Consider the following 18,643-nt stretch of genomic DNA (forward strand, 5'->3'; position numbering starts at 1 on the left):
CCTTTACTCGCCACCTTTTTGCACGAAGCTTCGAACGAAATCCTCGGCATTTTCCTCGAGTACGTCATCGATTTCGTCGAGAACGGAGTCCACGTCGTCGCTCAGCTTCTCGTGGCGCTCCTTGAGGTCCTCGGAGGCCTGTGCCTCCGTCGCCTGCTCCTCGACCTCTTCAGTAGAGCGCGTGGCCTTCTGCTGGCCGCCGCCGGTGTCCTTGGTCGCCATAACCCTCACCCCGCTCTGTTGCCCGACATGGTCGGCAGTTCGGCTTTGCTGCCGATCGGTGATGATCAGACCCTACAAGCCGGGTCCGACATCGGCCCCGCGTTTGTCCAACGTTCCGGGGCCATCTCGATGATTCCCTCGCGCCGGGATTTCCACCCCGGTCGCGGGGTCCGGTCCAGTGGTGCTCGACCGGTGTTTCAGTTGCCCGAGAGCACCCTGACCAGCTCTTCCGCGGTGCGGCAGCGGTCCAGGAGCTCCTTGACGTGATTTCGCGTTCCGCGTAGCGGTTCCAGGGTTGGGACGCGCTGGAGGGAGTCGCGGCCGGGGAGGTCGAAGATTACCGAGTCCCAGGAGGCCGCGGCCACGTCGTCGGCGTACTGGTCGAGGCAGCGGCCCCGGAAGTAGGCGCGGGTGTCCTCGGGCGGCGAGGTCCTGGCCCGCTCGACCTCCGTCTCGTCCAGGAGGCGTTTCATGCGGCCGCGGGCGGCGAGGCGGTTGTAGAGGCCCTTCTCGGCGCGTACGTCGGCGTACTGGAGGTCGACGAGGTGGAGGCGGGCGGCGTCCCAGTCGAGGCCGTCGCGGCGGCGGTAGCCCTCCATGAGTTCGCGTTTGGCGACCCAGTCGAGTTCGCCGGCGAGGCTCATGGGGTCGTTCTCGAGGCGGGTGAGGGTGTCCTCCCAGCGGGCGAGGACGTCCTTGGTCTGGTCGTCGGCGTCGGCGCCGAAGCGTTCCTCGACGTACTTGCGGGAGAGTTCGAAGTACTCCATCTGGAGTTGTACGGCGGTGAGGGTCCGGCCGCTGCGGAGGGTGACGAGTCGCTTGAGCGAGGGGTCGTGGCTGACCTGGTGGAGGGTGCGGACGGGCTGGTCCACGGCGAGGTCGACGGCGATGAAGCCGTCCTCGATCATCGACAGGACGAGGGCGGTGGTGCCCAGCTTGAGGTAGGTCGAGATCTCGGAGAGGTTGGCGTCGCCGATGATCACGTGCAGGCGGCGGTACTTCTCGGCGTCGGCGTGGGGTTCGTCGCGGGTGTTGATGATGGGGCGTTTGAGGGTGGTCTCCAGTCCGACCTCGACCTCGAAGTAGTCGGCGCGCTGGCTGAGCTGGAAGCCGTGTTCGTGGCCGTCCTGGCCGATGCCGACGCGGCCGGCTCCGGCGAAGACCTGGCGGCTGACGAAGAAGGGCGTGAGGTGGCGCACGATGTCGGAGAAGGCGGTTTCCCGCTTCATCAGGTAGTTCTCGTGCGTGCCGTAGGAGGCGCCCTTGTTGTCGGTGTTGTTCTTGTAGAGGTGGATGGGCTGGGCGCCGGGGAGTGCGGCGGCGCGTTCGGCGGCCTCGGCCATGATGCGTTCGCCGGCCTTGTCCCAGAGGACGGCGTCGCGGGGGTTGGTGACCTCGGGGGCGCTGTATTCGGGGTGGGCGTGGTCGACGTAGAGCCGGGCGCCGTTGGTGAGGATGACGTTGGCCAGGCCGATGTCCTCGTCGGTGAGCTGGCTGGAGTCGGCGGCTTCGCGGGCGAGGTCGAAGCCTCGCGCGTCACGGAGCGGGTTCTCCTCCTCGAAATCCCAGCGGGCCCGGCGGGCCCGGTGCATCGCCGCGGCGTAGGCGTTGACGATCTGGGACGAGGTGAGCATGGCATTGGCGTTGGGGTGGCCGGGGACGGAGATGCCGTACTCCGTCTCGATGCCCATTACTCGCCGTACGGTCATGCGGCCCTCCTTGCCCGGCGGCGTCCTCGGTCGTGGGCGCCGCTCACGTACCGCTGGCGCTGGGTTGCGTGTGCGGTGCCCGTCCCCGCACTGCGCGACTCGGCGGTACCGAAGAGCCTAGAACGGCTCTGCGCTGGTGTGGAGATCATTTGCGTCTTTGGCCTGTCCGGCTGTGCCCGGAAAGCAGTCGGCTGCGGGTACCCGGTGGTGGGCACCCGCAGCCGCCCTGTTCTTACAGGTACTGCCCGGTGTTGGCCACCGTGTCGATGGAGCGTCCGGTGTCCGCGCCCTGCTTTCCGGTGATGAGGGTACGGATGTAGACGATCCGCTCGCCCTTCTTTCCGGAGATCCTGGCCCAGTCGTCGGGGTTGGTGGTGTTGGGCAGGTCCTCGTTCTCCTTGAACTCGTCCACGCATGCCTGGAGGAGGTGGGAGACGCGGAGGCCCTTTGCGTTGTGGTCGAGGAAGTCCTTGATCGCCATCTTCTTGGCGCGGCCCACGATGTTCTCGATCATGGCGCCGGAGTTGAAGTCCTTGAAGTAGAGGACTTCCTTGTCGCCGTTGGCGTAGGTGACCTCCAGGAAGCGGTTCTCCTCGGATTCCGCGTACATGTGCTCGACGGCCGTCTGGATCATGCTTTCGACGGTGGTCGTCTTGCTGCCGCCGTGCTCGCCGAGGTCGTCGGCGTGCAGCGGGAGGCGTTCGGTGAGGTACTTGCCGAAGATGTCCTTGGCGGCTTCGGCGTCGGGGCGCTCGATCTTGATCTTCACGTCGAGCCGGCCGGGGCGCAGGATGGCGGGGTCGATCATGTCCTCGCGGTTGGAGGCGCCGATCACGACCACGTTCTGCAGGCCTTCGACACCGTCGATCTCGGCGAGCAGCTGGGGGACGATGGTGTTCTCCACGTCCGAGCTGACTCCGGAGCCGCGGGTGCGGAAGAGGGATTCCATCTCGTCGAAGAAGACGATGACGGGGGTGCCCTCGCTGGCCTTCTCGCGGGCTCGCTGGAAGACGAGCCGGATCTGGCGCTCGGTCTCGCCGACGTACTTGTTGAGGAGCTCGGGGCCCTTGATGTTGAGGAAGAAGCTCTTGCCGGCGGCCTGGCCGGTGACCTCGGCGACCTTTTTGGCCAGTGAGTTGGCGACGGCCTTGGCGATGAGTGTCTTCCCGCATCCGGGGGGTCCGTAGAGCAGGACGCCCTTGGGCGGGCGCAGTTCGTGCTCCTTGAAGAGGTCCGGGTAGAGGTACGGCAGCTCGACCGCGTCGCGGATGGCTTCGATCTGGCCGCCGAGGCCGCCGATCTGCTCGTAGCCGATGTCGGGGACTTCTTCGAGGACGAGTTCTTCGACCTCGCTCTTGGGGACGATCTCGTAGACGTAGCCGGAGCGGGGTTCGAGCAGGAGGGCGTCGCCGGGGCGGATGGTGACGTCCAGCAGCGGCTCGGCGAGCCGTACCACCCGTTCCTCGTCGGTGTGCCCGAGCACGAGGGCTCGTTCGCCGTCCTCGAGGATCTCCTTGAGGGTGACGATGTCTCCGACTCGCTCGTACTCCATGGCTTCGACCACGTTGAGCGCTTCGTTGAGCATGACTTCCTGGCCGCGCCTGAGGTCGTCGAGTTCGACGCTCGGGCTGACGTTGACCCGGAGTTTGCGGCCGCCGGTGAAGATGTCGGCGGTGCCGTCCTCGTTGGCTTCCAGGAACACTCCGAAGCCGGCCGGTGGCTGTGCGAGCCGGTCGACTTCTTCCTTGAGGGCCACGATCTGGTCGCGGGCCTCACGGAGGGTGTTGGCGAGTCGCTCGTTCTGGGCGGACACGCCGGCCAGGTTGGTCTGCAGCTCGACGATCCGCTCTTCGAGAATCCTCGTGTGTCGCGGAGAGTCGGCGAGCTTACGTCGCAGGACGGCGATCTCCTGCTCAAGGTAGGCAATCTGCCCGGCGGGGTCGTCGGACCCTCGTCCCGGGCGGATGCCGCGGTTCATGTCGTCGTCGTGGGCTGCCACGGTCCTCACCTCCTCCAAGGGGAGCTGGACGCTTCCAGACCCTACCTGGGTGGGTGTCGATTGAAACCCCTAGATCACAAAGACTGTAGGGGTGTGTCCGATCTTCACCCTTGCGCTCTCCCTCACGCCAGGGGAATACCCACCGAACACGGTGGGGAAGCGGGCGGAGGTAGGGTCAAGGTGTTCAACACCCGTCAGGGCCTGGAAGGTTCCCGAAAGGTCCGGCGAAGGAAGGTGGCAGGAGAGATGACCGTGCAGCAGGACGTCGTCGGCGCCGGTGAGGCGCTGGAGGTCTGGATCGATCAGGATCTGTGCACGGGCGACGGGATCTGTGTGCAGTACGCGCCTGAGGTGTTCGAGCTGGACATCGACGGTCTGGCGTATGTGAAGAGTCCTGGGGACGAGCTGTTGCAGGAGCAGGGTGCGACGACTCCGGTGCCGTTGCCGTTGCTGACGGACGTGGTGGACTCGGCGCGGGAGTGTCCGGGTGAGTGCATCCATGTCCGCCGGGTCGCGGACGGGGTCGAGGTGTACGGGCCGGACGCGCAGTGAGGGTTCCTGCGCGTTCTGTGGCGGGTGTCTGATTTCTCACACCGTCCGGTAACCGGTGTCACACGCTGCGTGCTTGGGCGGGTGTCGAGCGCTCGAACGCGCCGTTCTTCCACTGCCATTTCACGGTGTCGGTGACGTCGGGGCAGCAGGTGGGCACCTTGGGTGAGGAGTAGCCGAGCAGGTCGGCGTGTACGGCGCCCTGGTGGACGGCGAGTCTGGTGACCTTCTGGCGGTCCTTGGGGTCGACGAGGGTGGCGACCACGCGCGCGTGTGTGTCGTCGGCGCCCTGGGTGAGGACGTAGAGGGCGTCGGGCGGGGTGCTCATGCCAGCGTCGCAGTGCGCGACGGCGACGGTCTCGGGCCGGCCGTCGCCGTCCAGGTCTCCGGCGGCTTTCCTGGCGATCACGAGTTTCACGGGACCGCAGTCCAGGGGGAAGTCGACTCCGGTGGTGGCCGGGGGCGCGGCGGCGGCCCGGGCGGTGCGGGGGTCGCTGCCGGGGGTCTGTGCGGCGGTCGCCGAGTCGGGCTGGACGACCGAGGAGAGTGCGACGACTCCGGCGAGTGCGGTCGCGGTGGCGAGCCAGTGGATGGGTCGGGTGTGCGTGTGTGCCAGTTCCGGGACGGCGGAGTGCTGCACTAGGAGTGTCTCCCGTGAGGGCTGTGCCGGTGGGGGTGGCCTGCATGGTGCCACACGTCACAGCTTGGGGGAACGGCGGGGGTGGGAGTTGTGCCGGCGGGCCTGTGGGGTGCTGGGGCCGGGGTCAACGGGGAAGCGCCGTGGCGGAGTTCCGGCTGGGTCGCGGGAACTCCGTCACGGCGCTGCGGCGTTGGAGGGGTGGTGGGCCGGGTCAGCGGCCGCCGATGCCTCCGTCGGCGTTGGGGCCGGAGTAGTCCTCGCCGTAGGCGCCCTTGGCGGGGCGGCGGCGGCGCATGGGCGGCTCGACGCCGTCGGCGAGGCGGCGGGCGGTGAGGAGGAAGCCGGTGTGGCCGATCATGCGGTGGTCCGGGCGGACGGCGAGGCCCTCGATGTGCCAGTTGCGGATCATCGTCTCCCAGGCGGTCGGCTCGTTGAAGCAGCCGATCTCGCGGATGGACTCGACGGTCCGGGCGAGCTGGGTGGTGGTGGCGACGTAGCAGCAGACGATGCCGCCGGGGACGAGGGCCTTGGAGACGGCTTCCAGGCATTCCCAGGGGGCGAGCATGTCGAGGATGACGCGGTCGACGTCGGTGTCGGTCAGGTTGTCCTGGAGGTCGCCGACGGTGAGCTGCCAGGCGGGGTGGGGGCCGCCGAAGTAGCGTTCCACGTTCTGCCGGGCGATGTCGGCGAAGTCCTGGCGGCGCTCGTAGGAGTGCAGCATGCCCTGGTCGCCGATGGCGCGCAGCAGGAAGCTGCTGAGCGAGCCGGAGCCGACGCCGGCCTCGACGACTCGGGCGCCGGTGAAGATGTCGGCGAAGGCGAGGATCTGCCCCGCGTCCTTCGGGTAGACGACGGCTGCCCCTCGGGGCATGGACAGGACGTAGTCGGGGAGCAGGGGGCGCAGCGCGAGGTAGGCGACGTTTCCGGTGGTGCGGACAACGCTGCCCTCGGGTGCGCCGATCAGTTCGTCGTGCGGGAAGCTTCCTTTGTGCGTGTGGAAGTTCTTCCCGGCTTCGAGCGTGAACGTGTAGTGGCGGCCCTTGGGGTCGGTCAGCTGTACCTGGTCCCCGACCTTGAAGGGCCCGCGCCTGCGGGCGGCACCGGTCGGTTCGGACATGTGACCAGCCTACCGGGGTTTGTGGGGGTGGCTGACCACGTGGTCGGGGTGGTGGGGGCGGTCAGGAGGGGCGGGCCATGGCTTTGACGAAGGCGCGCTCGACGTCGGCGGCGGACAGGACGCCGTAGATCTCGCCGGTGTCCTCGACGACGAGGTATTCGGTGGCGGGGGTGGCGCGCAGGGTGTCGAGGAGGTCTTCGCCGGCGAGTTCGGCGGAGACGCGCATGCCGTCGGTGAGGTCCTGGGCGAGGCCGCTGACGGCGACCCAGGGGCGGCGGTGTTCGGGGACTCCGACGATGGCGGCTTCGCGGACGAGGGAGACGGGGTGGCCCTCGGGGTCGACGACGACGAGGGCGCGGGCTCCGGCGGCGTTGGCGCGGCGGAGGGCTTCGGAGAGGGGGGTGTCGGACTGGACGGGGACGGCTCGTCTGGTGAGGGTGCGGGCGCGCAGTTCGGGGAGGTGTTCGCGCAGGCGGGCGACGCGCAGGCTGTTGCCGGCGCCGGTCCAGATGATCGCGGCGAGGATGGCGGCGAGCAGGGCGTCCATGACGGTGTCCATGCCGACGTTGTCGACGGCGTCGCTGCCGAGGAGGCCGGACTGGGTGAGCAGGGGGAGGCCGATGAGGACGGCGACGGCGAGGGCGCGGCCGACCCAGGCGGCGGCGACGGTGCCGCTCATGGGTTTGCCGGTGATCTTCCAGACGACGGCGCGGAGCATGCGGCCGCCGTCGAGGGGGAGGCCGGGCAGGAGGTTGAAGGCGGCGACGATGAGGTTGGAGATCATCAGGCCGGCCAGGAGGACACCGGGGACGGTGCCGGGTTCGACGGTCTGCATGGCGGCGTAGAAGACGCCGGCGAGGGCGAGGGAGAGGAGGGGGCCGACGAAGGCGAGCCAGAACTCGCGGCCGGGGGTCTCGGCTTCCTTCTCGATCTCGGAGACGCCGCCGAAGAACTGGAGCTGGATGCGGCGGACGGGGAGTTTGAAGCGGAGGGCGGCCACGGTGTGGGCGAGTTCGTGGATGAGGACGGAGGCGTAGAAGACGACGGCGAAGAAGAGGGAGACGAGGTAGCGGGCGCCGCCGAGTTCGGGCAGGACGCGGTCGAGCTGTCCGCCGAAGACCCAGGTGATCAGTGCGGCGACGAGGAACCAGCTGGGGGCGACGTAGACGGGGACGCCGAAGGGGCGGCCCATGAGGATGCCGCCTCCGGGTTCGCGCTGCCGCTTCGGTGGCTGGGCCTTGCCGAGGCCGGCCGGGGGTTCGGTGCCGTGCGGGTGTGCGGGGGCGCCGGGTTCGGTGTGGGCGAGGGTGCGGTGGGGGTGGGCGGCGGGCTCGGGTGCCGGGTCGGGGCGGGGGGCCGGCTTCTCGAGGTCGGGCCGGGGGTCGTGCCGGGTCGCCGGGGGCTCGGCGGAGGGCTGCGTGGGCCGGGGTTCGGGGGCCGAGGGTTGCGTGGGCCGGGGTTCGGGCGTCGCGCTCGCTGCTTCGGGGGTCTCCGGCCTGGGCTGGGTCGTCGGCTCCGGCTCGGGCTCGGTGGTCGGTTCGGGAGCCTCGGTACGTGGGGCGGGTTCCTGGCCGTCCGGTTCCTGGCGGGGCTGTGACGCCGGCTCCGTCGGCTCGCCGTCGGAGGCGTTCGTGGCAGGCGGGGGCGCGGGCTCCGTCGGCTGGGGGTCGACGGGGTCCGTGAGGGTGGAAGGCGGGGTCGTGTGGTTCGGCTGGTGCTCGGCCGTCTCGGTGTCGTCCGGCCGCGGCCGGCCGCTCCCGCCGCTCTCGTCCACGCTGTCCCCTCGTTCGAAGCGTCTTCCGCGCCTGCCGGGCGGAAGGGTCTGGGGTCGATGGTATGCGGCTCGCCCGGGACGTTCCGCCCCGGCACCCCCGGTCGCCCCCCGTCACAGCCGACCCGCGTGGCCTTCACAAGCGGCGCACTCGGCCGCCGGCTCCCGGGACTGGGTGACTGTCAGTGGCGGGCCGTAGAGTTCTATGGCATGGAGAGCAGCAGCGAGAGTGCGGAACAGGCCGGGTCGGCGGTGGGCGGCGGGGAGCCGGTGGCCGGCCCCGTGCCGGTTGTCGCGGTTCCGCTTGCCGGGGTTTCGGTCGCCTCGGGGTCGGCGCCCGCTTCCCTGTCTCCTTCGCGGGCGAGCGATTTCATGCAGTGTCCGCTGCTGTACCGGTTCCGGGTGATCGACCGGCTGCCGGAGAAGCCGAGCGAGGCGGCGACCAGGGGGACGCTGGTGCATGCCGTGCTGGAGCGGCTGTTCGACGCGCCGGCGGCGGAGCGGACGGCGCCGCGCGCCAAGTCGTTGATCCCGGGGCAGTGGGACCGGCTGCGGGAGTCGCGGCCGGAAGTGGCGGAGCTGTTCTCCGACGATCCGGAGGGCGAGCGGCTCGCGCGGTGGCTGGGCGAGGCCGAGCAGCTGGTGGAGCGGTGGTTCACGCTGGAGGATCCGACGCGGCTGGAGCCGGCGGAGCGGGAGCTGTTCGTCGAGGCGGAGCTGGAGTCGGGGCTCAGGCTGCGCGGGATCATCGACCGGGTCGACGTGGCGCCGACGGGTGACGTCCGGATCGTCGACTACAAGACGGGCAAGGCGCCGCGGCCGGAGTACGCGGAGGGCGCGCTGTTCCAGATGAAGTTCTACGCGCTGGTGGTGTGGCGGCTGAAGAACGTGGTGCCGCGGCGGCTGCAGCTGGTGTATCTCGGCAGCGGTGACGTGCTGACGTACGACCCGGTGCTCGCGGATCTGGAGCGGGTGGAGCGCAAGCTGCTGGCGCTGTGGGAGGCGATCCGGCTGGCGACGGAGTCGGGGGACTGGCGGCCGCGGCCGACGAAGCTGTGCGGCTGGTGCGATCACCAGGCGCGTTGTCCGGAGTTCGGGGGTACTCCCCCGCCGTATCCGCTGCCGGTGAGGGCGGCCGGGTCGGCCGTGGTGGAGCAGGGCAGAATGGGGCCGGACTAGCGAAGGAGACTTACGTGGCCATCCGCGTCCTACTGGTCGACGACCAGCCTCTGCTGCGTACGGGCTTCCGGATGATCCTGGAGGCGGAGCAGGACATCGCGGTCGTCGGCGAGGCCGGAGACGGGCTCCAGGCCCTCGATCAGGTGCGGGCCCTTCAGCCCGATGTGGTTCTGATGGACATCCGCATGCCGCGGATGGACGGTGTGGAGGCGACCCGGCAGATCACCGGGCCGGGGCGGGACGGCCCGGCGAAGGTGCTGGTGCTGACGACCTTCGATCTCGACGAGTACGTGGTGGAGGCGCTGCGGGCGGGGGCCAGTGGGTTCCTGCTGAAGGACGCCCCGGCCAATGAGCTGGTGCAGGCGATCCGGGTGGTGGCCGCGGGCGAGGCGATGCTGGCGCCGAGCATCACCCGGCGGCTGCTGGACAAGTACGCCACGCATCTGCCGTCCGGTGACGAGCCGGTGCCGGACACGCTGCACACGCTGACCGAGCGTGAGGTGGAGGTGCTGAAGCTGGTGGCGCGAGGGCTGTCGAACGCGGAGATCGCGGCGGATCTGTTCGTCAGCGAGACGACGGTGAAGACGCATGTCGGGCATGTGCTGACCAAGCTGGGGCTGCGTGACCGGGTGCAGGCGGCGGTGTACGCGTACGAGAGCGGGCTGGTGCGGCCTGGTGCCCAGCAGTGACGGTGCCTCCGGCGGTTTGGCGGGGGTTCTGTGAGGGGCGTTCTTGGGGGTTTGAGGGGCGTTCCGTGAGGAGGCCGGTGCGGGCTGTGTTCGGCTTGTCGCGCAGTTCCCGCGCCCCTGGGGCGTTGCAGTCCGGCGGCGCTGAGGAGTTGTGGTCCCGCGCCCCCGGGGCGTTGTAGTTCGGCGGCGCTCGGGCGGTGCAGGTCCGTTGTTCTGGAAGTGCGAAGGGCGCCCCTCTTGCTGTGAGAGGGGCGCCCTTCGGGGTTTTCAGGACTTGGACTTGTTGAGTTCCCAGAAGCGGAAGACCGTGGAGGCGTCGAGGCAGTACTCGAGGCCGTAGACGCCGTCGGCGACGACGGCGTACTGCTTGGCCTGCCAGACGGGCAGCAGGGGGATCTCGTCGGCGACGATCCGCTGGAGCTCGTCGAAGTCGTTCTCGGTGGCGGCGCGGTTGCTCTCGCCGGAGGTGCGCGGGATGAGCGTGCCGGTGATGGTCTTGTTGGTGTAGTTGTTGTCGAGGACGTTGCCCTCACCGAAGAACAGCGAGGTGAAGTTGTCGGCGTCGGGGTAGTCGGGCACCCAGCCCTTGACGTAGACGCCGTACTTGCCCGCGGCTATGTCCTTCTCGTACTGCTCGAAGTCGACGGACTTGACCTCGGCGTCGAACAGGCCGCTGCTGTTGAGCTGTTCGGCGATCGCCTTGAACTCCTGGTCCGTGGCGGGGCCGTAGCGCGACGGGGTGGACCACAGGGTCAGCTTGACCTTGTCGGTGATGCCGCCCTCGCGCAGTACCGCCTCGGCGCGGTCGCGGGAGGGGCGGGCGCCGTAGGTGTCGAAGAAGGCGGTGTTGTGGCCGTCGATGCCCGCGGGGATGATCGAGTAGAGCGGGGTGGCGGTGCCCTCGTAGACGTCGCTGATGAGGGCGTCGCGGTCGACGAGGAGGGCGATGGCCTTGCGGACGGGGAGCTGTCCGGCGACCGGGTCGTCCATGTTGAAGACCAGGTGCTGGACCTCGGCGCTGCTGCCCTCGACGACCTCGATGCCGGTGCCGTCGGAGGAGGCTTCGATGTCGGCGATGTCGCCGGCGCTGAGGCCTCGGTAGGCGATGTCGATCTCGCCCTTCTTGAGGGCGGCCTTGAGGGCCTTCTGGTCGCTGTGGAAGAACTTGAGGGTGATGCCGGAGTTCTGGACGTCGGCGGTGCCCTTGTAGTTCTCGTTGACGGTGAAGACGGCTTCGTCGTCGCCGTAGGACTCGAGCTTGTAGGGGCCGGAGCCGCTGGCCTTGCCGTCCTCGCGGAGCTTGCCGTCGTCGTACTCGCGGTGGTTGACGATGGAGCCGGCGCCGGAGGCGATCTTGCTGGGGAAGGTGGCGTCGGGGCTCTTGAGGTGGAAGACGACGGTCTTGTCGTCCGGGGTCTCGATGGTGTCGAGGCCGGGGAACATGACCGCGGGGCCGGCGTCGTCGTTGATCTTCAGCATGCGGTCGAAGGAGAACTTGACGTCCTCGGAGGTGAGGCTGTCGCCGTTGCTGAACTTCAGGCCGTCCTTGAGGGTGCACTTGTAGACGGTGGCCTGGTTGTCGGAGAAGTCGCAGGTGTCCGCGAGTTCCGGCTCGGGTGTGGTGCCGCCGTTGGGGAAGCTGAGCAGGGACTGGAAGACGTTGTTGAACAGCAGCCACGAGCCGGGGTCGTAGCCGGATGCCGGGTCGGTGGCGACGACGTCGTCGGACATCCCCATGACCACGGTGGAGCCGGAGTCACCGGCGTCACCGGAGTCCGAGCCGCAGCCGGTCAGCAGGCCGGAGGCCAGACCCGCCACGATGGGCAGGACCGGCCAGTGGTTGCGCATGTTCACGTGCTTGTGCCTTGTCGTCGTTCGCGGATTGTTCCGGACCGGCGTCCCGGTCCGGATCCCCGGGGCCGCCGTCCCGGCCCCGGGGTTCGCGAGTGCGTCAGCCGCTCATACCACGGCTGAGCTCCCACAGCTGAAGGGTCGAGGAGGAGTTGAGTACGTACGCGGTGCCGGAGATGTCGTCGCTGGTGGCGAGGTACTGCTTGCCCTGCCACAGCGGCAGCACGGGGACGTCCTCGGCGACGATGTCCTGGATCTCGGTCAGGCTCGTCGCGGCGGAGCCCCGGTCGGCCTCGCGGCGGCTCTCCGGGATGAGGGTCTTGCGGATGATGCTGTTGGTGTAGGGGGACTTGAGGAAGTTGTCGGCGTCGAGGAACGGCGCGATGTAGTTGTCGGCGTCGGGGAAGTCGGGGAACCAGCCCATGCCGTAGACGTCGTAGGAGCCCTTGCGCTGGGCGGGGACGAAGCTGTCCCAGGGGGTCCCCTTGATGGAGACGTCGAACAGGCCGCTGTCGTTCAGCTGCTTGCTCAGGACTTCGAACTCCCGCTTGGTGGCGGCGCCGTAGTGGTCGGTGGTGTAGTGCATGGTCAGCTTCACCGGGGTGCTGACGTCGGCGTCGGCGAGGAGTTTCTCGGCCTTGCTGACGCTGGGGTCTCCGTACTTGTTGAAGAACGAGTTGGAGTGGCCGGTGATGGTGGCCGGGACGAGCGAGTAGAGGGGCTCGGCCTGGACGCCGTAGACCTTGGAGACCAGTTCGCTGCGGTTGATGATCTGGGCCATGGCCTGGCGGACGGCCTTGTCGCGGACGCTGGGGGCGTCGGTGTTGAAGGCGAGGTAGCGGATCTCCAGGCCGGGCATGTCGAACAGCTCGGTGTTCTCGCCCGGGTCGACGCTGAGCTGCTGGATCTGCTCGGGGGTCATGCTGCGGGTCATGACGTCGATGTCACCGCCCTTCAGTGCGCCGTCCATGGCGGAGGCGTCCTTGAAGGAGTTCATCTCGATCTTGTCGTTGTTCAGGGTGAGAGCGCCCTTGTAGTGGGCGTTCTTGGTGAACACGGCCTTGACCATCTCGCCGTTCTCGACTTCGGCCTTGAGCGTGTAGGGGCCGGAGCCGTTCACGTCGAAGCCGTCGCGGAGCTTGCCCCTGTCGTAGTCGGCGGGGTTGACGATGCCGGCGACGGGGGTGGACAGCTTGTACGGGAAGGTGGCGTCGGCGCTGTTGAGGTGGAAGATCACCTCGCGGTCGCCCCGGGTCTCGACGGTGTCGATCGCGGAGAGGAGGGCGAAGACACCGGAGTCGGCCTTGATGGACCGGGCCCGGTCGATGGAGTACTTGACGTCCTTGGCGGTGACGGGGCTGCCGTCGGCGAAACTGAGGTCCTCGCGGAGCGTGCAGACGTAGCGCTCGTTGCCGGTGTCGGTGAAGGAGCAGCTCTCGGCGGCCTCGGGGACGGGCTCGCCCTCGCCGCGGGGCTGGATCATCAGGGTCTGGACGGTCTGGCGCAGGATGTTCCAGCTGCCGACGTCGTAGGCGTAGGCGGGGTCCAGGGGGGCGGGGGCGTCATCGGTCGCGATGAACCGGTCGGTGGTGCCGACGGCGATCGAGCCGCCGCCGTCACCCGCACCGTCGGTCCCGCCGCAGGCGGCGAGGACCGGCGCGAGCAGGCCGATGACGGCCGGCAGCACCAAAGTCTTGCGGTTCATGCTGGTGGTACTCCACTGCTGTCGTTCCGTGCTGCGCGCGAGCAAGGGGTGGTGTCGCGGGGATCACGGGAAGGGGGGTGATGTTCTCGCGACGAGATTAATGCGCGCTCGCGCGGGGGTTCGCGGTCGCCGGAGAGGGCTGTCCATCACGCTGCGATACCGGGCGTGGACACACCGAAAACCCGACAGTGGAAGGTTTCACACAAGGCCCCCCAATCCGGACACAAGGGCCGGTTACCGGGGCGGAAATCGGGGCGGACGGCACACGGCAAACACGCTGTCGAGGGGCTCCGGGGTGGCGAACCTCACATCGACAACGGCGTTCACATCAGCTGGATTTCGGCCATCCGGCCGGAGTCGACGCCCAGGTGGGAGCGGGTTTGCGGGGCCCGGCGGATTCGCCTTTGCGACCGTTCGCGACGGGGTGCGACCGGGCGTGCGCGGCGGGTCGCGGGGCCCTGCCCGGCGGTCAGGCCGCCGGGGTGAGCAGCCCGCGCAGGAAGGCCAGGTCGACCTCTTCGAGCGAGCCGACGACCGTGCGGCGGGCGGCCGGGGCGATGGGGGCCACGGAGGGTACGGCCACGACGTGGCAGCCGGCCGCCTCGGCGGCGGCGACGCCGGTCGCGGTGTCCTCGACGACGGCGCATCTGGCCGGGTCCGCACCGAGGCCGGCGGCGGCGAACAGATACGGCTCGGGGTGCGGCTTGGTCCGCGGGACCTCGTCCCCGGCGATGCTGAGGTGGAAGTGCTGGGGGCCGAGCGAGGCCAGCACCCGGTCGATGATGCGCCGGTGGGAGGCGGACACCAGGGCGGTGGGGATCTCGTGCTCGGCGAGCTCGGCGAGCAGCCGGGCGGCGCCGGGCATCAGCGGCAGGGCGCGGGAGATGCGGTCCTCGAAGCCCTCGTTGAGCCGGACGCTCAGCTCGGCGAGGGTGATGTCCGCGCCGGTCGCCTCGATGAGGAACCCGGCGCTGCGGGTCATCGGCCCACCGACCACGACATGGCGCCAGGATTCGTCGAGGGTGTGACCGAGGCCGGCGAACACCTCGACCTCGACGTCCCACCAGAACCCCTCGGTGTCCACCAGGGTGCCGTCCATGTCGAGGAGCACGGCCTGAAGGGCAGAACCTTCCGCCGTGCGGGTGCCGAGTGCGGGGACCGTGGTGGTCATCCGGCGTACCTCCTTGAGGGAGCAGCAGGCCGGCTCCCCTGCGGGAACCGGCCTGCTCGGACCGACAAGTGTACGTCTCGTATGCGGCGAGTGCCTCGTTTGATCGGCGTGCGTGAAGGGCACTCCGCCGTTACGCCGGGGGCGCTGTGGCGCGCCTCCAGCGGCCCTGTGGGACGGCGGGAGGCAGGTGTCCGGACCGCCCTCGGCAGCCGGAGGCGGCGCCGGACCGCGGAAGGCGGGTGCGGGAGACCCCGGACGGCGGAAGGCGGGCGCCGGACGGCCTCAGCGGGCCGAGGGCGGGCAGCCGGGATGCCATCCGCAGCCGGAGGTGGGAGCCGGACAGTCTCAGCGGCCGAAGGGCGGGCAGGCCGGGACGCCCTCGGCAGGCCGGGACGCCCTCGGCAGGCCGGGACCGCCCCGGACGGCCGGGACCGCCCCGGACGGCCGGAGGCGGCCCCGGAACGGCCTCGGCAGCCGGAGGTGGGCCCCGGACGGCCTCAGCGGGCGTTGAAGTACTTCGCCTCCGGGTGGTGGATGACGATCGCGTCGGTGGACTGCTCGGGGTGCAGCTGGAACTCCTCCGACAGCTGGACGCCGATGCGCTCGGGCTGGAGCAGGTCGGCGATCTTGGCGCGGTCCTCCAGGTCGGGGCAGGCGCCGTAGCCGAGGGAGAAGCGGGCGCCCCGGTACTTCAGCTCGAACATGCCTTCGATCTCGGTGGGGTCCTCCCCCGCGAAGCCGAGCTCCGAGCGCACGCGGGCGTGCCAGTACTCGGCGAGCGCCTCGGCGAGCTGGACGGACAGGCCGTGCAGCTCGAGGTAGTCGCGGTAGGAGTTGGACTCGAAGAGCCTGGCGGTCTCCTCGCCGATGCGGGAGCCGACGGTGACCACCTGGAGGCCTACGACGTCCGTCTCGCCGGACTCCTCCGGGCGGAAGAAGTCGGCCAGGCACAGCCGGCGGCCGCGGCGCTGGCGGGGGAAGGTGAAGCGGGTGCGCTCGTTGCCCTGCTCGTCCAGGATGATCAGGTCGTCGTCCTTGGAGACGCACGGGAAGTAGCCGTGGACGACGGCCGCCTCCAGCAGGTTCTCGGTCTGGAGCCGGTCCAGGAGGCCGCGCAGTCGCGGGCGGCCCTCGGTCTCGACGAGCTCCTCGTAGGTGGGTCCCTCGCCGGTGCGGGCCTGCTTCAGGCCCCACTGGCCCTTGAACAGGGCGCCCTCGTCGAGCCAGGAGGCGTACTCCTTGAGCTGGATGCCCTTGACGACGCGGGTGCCCCAGAAGGGCGGGGTGGGGACGGGGTTGTCGACGGCGACGTCGGAGCGGACGTGGCCCTCCTCGGGGCGCTCCTCGACGGCCGCGGCGGCGGTGGCGCGGACCCGGCGCTGCTTGAGCTCGGGCAGCTTGGCGCCCGGCAGGCCGCGCTTGACGCCGATGAGGGCGTCCATCAGGCGCAGGCCCTCGAAGGCGTCGCGGGCGTAGCGGACCTCGCCCTCGTAGATCTCGTGCAGGTCCTGTTCGACGTAGGCGCGGGTGAGGGCGGCGCCGCCGAGGATGACGGGGTAGTCGGCGGCGAGGCCGCGGGCGTTGAGCTCCTCCAGGTTCTCCTTCATGATCACGGTGGACTTGACCAGGAGGCCGCTCATGCCGATGACGTCGGCGCGGTGTTCCTCGGCGGCGTCCAGGATCGCGGAGACCGGCTGCTTGATGCCCAGGTTGACGACGTTGTAGCCGTTGTTGGACAGGATGATGTCGACGAGGTTCTTGCCGATGTCGTGGACGTCGCCGCGGACGGTGGCGAGGACGATGGTGCCCTTGCCGGCCTCGTCGGTCTTCTCCATGTGCGGTTCGAGGTGGGCGACGGCGGTCTTCATGACCTCGGCGGACTGCAGGACGAAGGGCAGCTGCATCTGGCCGGAGCCGAAGAGTTCGCCGACGACCTTCATGCCGTCCAGGAGGGTCTCGTTGACGATGTCGAGCGCCGGGCGGGTCTGCAGGGCCGTGTCGAGGTCGGCTTCCAGGCCGTTCTTCTCGCCGTCGATGATGCGCCGCTTGAGGCGCTCCTCGAGCGGGAGCGCGGCGAGTTCCTCGGCCTTGCCGGCCTTGAGGGACTTGGCGGTGGCGCCCTCGAAGAGGGCCATCAGCTTCTGGAGCGGGTCGTAGCCCTCGCTGCGGCGGTCGTGGATCAGGTCGAGGGCGGTGCGGACCTCCTCCTCGCTGAAGCGGGCGATCGGCAGGATCTTGGAGGCGTGGACGATCGCGGAGTCCAGACCCGCCTTGACGCACTCGTCGAGGAAGACGGAGTTCAGCAGGATGCGGGCGGCCGGGTTGAGGCCGAAGGAGATGTTGGACAGGCCGAGGGTGGTCTGCACGTCGGGGTGGCGGCGCTTGAGCTCGCGGATGGCGTCGATGGTGGCGATGCCGTCGCGGCGGGACTCCTCCTGACCGGTGCAGATCGTGAAGGTCAGGGTGTCGATGAGGATGTCCTCCTCGCGGATGCCCCAGTTCCCGGTGAGGTCGTCGATGAGCCGTTCGGCGATCTCGACCTTCTTCTCGGGGGTGCGGGCCTGGCCCTCCTCGTCGATGGTGAGGGCGATCAGCGCGGCGCCGTGCTCCCGCGCCAGCGCGGTGACCTTGGCGAAGCGGGACTCGGGGCCGTCGCCGTCCTCGTAGTTCACCGAGTTGATCACGGCGCGGCCGCCGAGCTTCTGCAGGCCGGCCTCGATGACGTCGACCTCGGTGGAGTCGAGCACGATGGGCAGGGTGGAGGCGGTGGCGAAGCGGCCGGCGAGTTCCTCCATGTCGGCGACGCCGTCGCGGCCCACGTAGTCGACGCACAGGTCGAGCATGTGCGCGCCTTCGCGGATCTGTTCGCGGGCCATCTCGACACAGTCGTCCCAGCGGGCCTGAAGCATGGCCTCGCGGAACTTCTTGGAGCCGTTGGCGTTGGTGCGCTCGCCGATGGCCAGGTAGGAGGTGTCCTGGCGGAAGGGCACGGTCTGGTAGAGGGAGGCGGCGCCGGCCTCGGGGCGGGGGCTGCGCTCGGCGGGGGTGAGGTCGCGGACGCGTTCGACGACCTGGCGCAGGTGCTCGGGGGTGGTGCCGCAGCAGCCGCCGATCAGGGAGAGGCCGTAGTCGCGGACGAAGTTCTCCTGCGCGTCGGCGAGTTCGGGCGCGGTGAGCGGGTAGTGGGCGCCGTCGGAGGTGAGCACGGGCAGGCCGGCGTTGGGCATGCAGGACAGCGGGATGCGGGCGTTGCGGGCGAGGTAGCGCAGGTGCTCGCTCATCTCGGCGGGGCCGGTGGCGCAGTTGAGGCCGATCATGTCGATGCCGAGCGGCTCCAGGGCCGTCAGGGCGGCGCCGATCTCGGAGCCGAGCAGCATGGTGCCGGTGGTCTCGACGGTGACGGAGACGATCAGCGGCACGTCGTAGCCGGCGGTGGCCATGGCACGGCGGGCGGCGACGACGGAGGCCTTGGTCTGCAGGAGGTCCTGCGTGGTCTCGACGAGCAGGGCGTCCGCGCCGCCGGCGAGGAGTCCCTCGGCGTTCTTCTGGTAGGCGTCGCGGATCGCGGTGAAGGTGGTGTGGCCGAGTGTGGGCAGCTTGGTGCCGGGGCCGATGGAGCCGAGGACCCAGCGCTGCTGTCCGGTGCGCGCGGTGAAGTCGTCGGCGGTCTCGCGGGCGATGCGCGCGCCGGCCTCGGACAGTTCCTCGATGCGGTCGGCGATGTCGTACTCGCCCAGCGCGCTGAGGTTGGCGCCGAAGGTGTTGGTCTCGACGCAGTCGACGCCGGCCCCGAAGTACGCCTCGTGGACGGAGCGCACGATGTCGGGGCGGGTGACGTTGAGGACCTCGTTGCAGCCCTCGAGGTTCTGGAAGTCCTCCAGGGTCGGGTCCTGGGCCTGGAGCATCGTGCCCATGGCCCCGTCGGCGACCACCACACGGGTGGCGAGTGCCTGGCGGAGCGCGGACGCGCGGGTCCGGCTGTCGGCGGAAGGGGTCGGCGGCACAGAGGCCATGAAGGGCTCCCTCGGGTGCGACGGCTGT

13 protein-coding genes are annotated in these 18,643 nt (G+C 69.7%); 3 read left to right on the top strand and 10 right to left on the bottom strand.

All coding sequences use genetic code 11. The features are described 5' to 3' along the window. Positions 1-3 precede the first annotated feature (3 nt). The 3 genes from ACFYR0_RS13305 to arc form a co-directional block, all read right to left on the bottom strand. On the bottom strand, positions 4-222 hold the full coding sequence (locus ACFYR0_RS13305; protein ID WP_285511523.1) for a ubiquitin-like protein Pup: 219 nt from the start codon (positions 220-222) through the stop codon (positions 4-6). Between the two features lie 197 nt (positions 223-419). Continuing rightward, on the bottom strand, positions 420-1,931 hold the full coding sequence (dop, locus tag ACFYR0_RS13310; protein WP_389325898.1) for a depupylase/deamidase Dop: 1,512 nt from the start codon (positions 1,929-1,931) through the stop codon (positions 420-422). 232 nt (positions 1,932-2,163) lie between these two features. Next, positions 2,164-3,930 carry a proteasome ATPase gene (gene arc / locus ACFYR0_RS13315; RefSeq protein WP_389325901.1) on the bottom strand — a complete coding sequence of 589 codons (1,767 nt, stop codon included), beginning with the start codon at positions 3,928-3,930 and terminating at the stop codon, positions 2,164-2,166. A gap of 246 nt (positions 3,931-4,176) precedes the next feature. On the opposite strand from arc, the gene ACFYR0_RS13320 reads away from it, so the two are divergent. Then, positions 4,177-4,482, top strand: coding sequence for a ferredoxin (locus ACFYR0_RS13320; RefSeq protein ID WP_389325904.1), 306 nt, complete (start codon positions 4,177-4,179; stop codon positions 4,480-4,482). Positions 4,483-4,540: 58 nt separating this feature from the next. Here the strand turns inward: ACFYR0_RS13320 and ACFYR0_RS13325 are convergent, their stop codons facing one another. The 3 genes from ACFYR0_RS13325 to ACFYR0_RS13335 form a co-directional block, all read right to left on the bottom strand. Then, positions 4,541-5,119, bottom strand: coding sequence for a hypothetical protein (locus ACFYR0_RS13325; protein ID WP_389325907.1), 579 nt, complete (start codon positions 5,117-5,119; stop codon positions 4,541-4,543). Between the two features lie 211 nt (positions 5,120-5,330). After that, on the bottom strand, positions 5,331-6,236 hold the full coding sequence (locus tag ACFYR0_RS13330; protein ID WP_389325910.1) for a tRNA (adenine-N1)-methyltransferase: 906 nt from the start codon (positions 6,234-6,236) through the stop codon (positions 5,331-5,333). 61 nt (positions 6,237-6,297) lie between these two features. Further along, the gene (locus ACFYR0_RS13335; protein WP_389325912.1) at positions 6,298-8,010 is read right to left on the bottom strand and encodes a site-2 protease family protein; all 1,713 of its coding nucleotides are present in this window, start codon (positions 8,008-8,010) and stop codon (positions 6,298-6,300) included. Positions 8,011-8,217: 207 nt separating this feature from the next. Between ACFYR0_RS13335 and ACFYR0_RS13340 the strand changes: the two genes are divergently transcribed. Together ACFYR0_RS13340 and ACFYR0_RS13345 are read left to right on the top strand one after the other, a co-directional pair. Next, positions 8,218-9,186 carry a RecB family exonuclease gene (locus ACFYR0_RS13340; RefSeq protein WP_389325915.1) on the top strand — a complete coding sequence of 323 codons (969 nt, stop codon included), beginning with the start codon at positions 8,218-8,220 and terminating at the stop codon, positions 9,184-9,186. 14 nt (positions 9,187-9,200) lie between these two features. After that, on the top strand, positions 9,201-9,875 hold the full coding sequence (locus ACFYR0_RS13345) for a response regulator transcription factor (RefSeq protein ID WP_356689794.1): 675 nt from the start codon (positions 9,201-9,203) through the stop codon (positions 9,873-9,875). Between the two features lie 267 nt (positions 9,876-10,142). On the opposite strand, the gene ACFYR0_RS13350 is transcribed toward ACFYR0_RS13345, so the two are convergent. The 4 genes from ACFYR0_RS13350 to metH form a co-directional block, all read right to left on the bottom strand. Continuing rightward, positions 10,143-11,729, bottom strand: coding sequence for an ABC transporter substrate-binding protein (locus ACFYR0_RS13350; protein ID WP_389325918.1), 1,587 nt, complete (start codon positions 11,727-11,729; stop codon positions 10,143-10,145). A gap of 97 nt (positions 11,730-11,826) precedes the next feature. Further along, positions 11,827-13,431, bottom strand: a complete 1,605-nt coding sequence (locus tag ACFYR0_RS13355; protein ID WP_389325921.1) for an ABC transporter substrate-binding protein — start codon at positions 13,429-13,431, stop codon at positions 11,827-11,829. A gap of 469 nt (positions 13,432-13,900) precedes the next feature. Then, on the bottom strand, positions 13,901-14,602 hold the full coding sequence (locus ACFYR0_RS13360) for an HAD family hydrolase (RefSeq protein WP_389325923.1): 702 nt from the start codon (positions 14,600-14,602) through the stop codon (positions 13,901-13,903). Between the two features lie 497 nt (positions 14,603-15,099). Further along, positions 15,100-18,615 carry a methionine synthase gene (gene metH / locus ACFYR0_RS13365; protein ID WP_389325926.1) on the bottom strand — a complete coding sequence of 1,172 codons (3,516 nt, stop codon included), beginning with the start codon at positions 18,613-18,615 and terminating at the stop codon, positions 15,100-15,102. Between the last annotated feature and the right edge of the window lie 28 nt (positions 18,616-18,643).

This window comes from Streptomyces sp. NPDC005017 (genome assembly GCF_042873115.1).
Taxonomy (GTDB): Bacteria; Actinomycetota; Actinomycetes; order Streptomycetales; family Streptomycetaceae; genus Streptomyces.